This window comes from Sporosarcina cascadiensis (assembly GCF_009650995.1).
Classification (GTDB): domain Bacteria; phylum Bacillota; class Bacilli; order Bacillales_A; family Planococcaceae; genus Sporosarcina; species Sporosarcina cascadiensis.
This window is the reverse complement of sequence record NZ_WHVV01000057.1, coordinates 1-234: the sequence shown is the minus strand read 5'-3', so window position 1 is coordinate 234 and position 234 is coordinate 1. Positions and strand designations below refer to the sequence as shown.

The 234-nt window shown below is 44.4% G+C and carries 1 tRNA gene; it reads left to right on the top strand.

Annotated features, from left to right (window positions below):
* Positions 1-162: 162 nt before the first annotated feature.
* Positions 163-234 (top strand) — tRNA-Met (locus GDZ68_RS18025).

Below are 234 nucleotides of genomic sequence, written 5' to 3'. Positions count from 1 at the left end.
TGAAGGGATCGGTCTTGAAAACCGACAGGGGTGTTAAAGCCCGCGGGGGTTCGAATCCCTCTTCCTCCGCCATATTTATTTAAACAAAGCTTTACTTATTGATCTTATTATGGTAAGATAATAAAGTCGGATTTAAAAGAACAGCAAATTTAATAACATTATCGCGGGGTGGAGCAGTGGTAGCTCGTTGGGCTCATAACCCAAAGGTCGCAGGTTCAAATCCTGCCCCCGCAA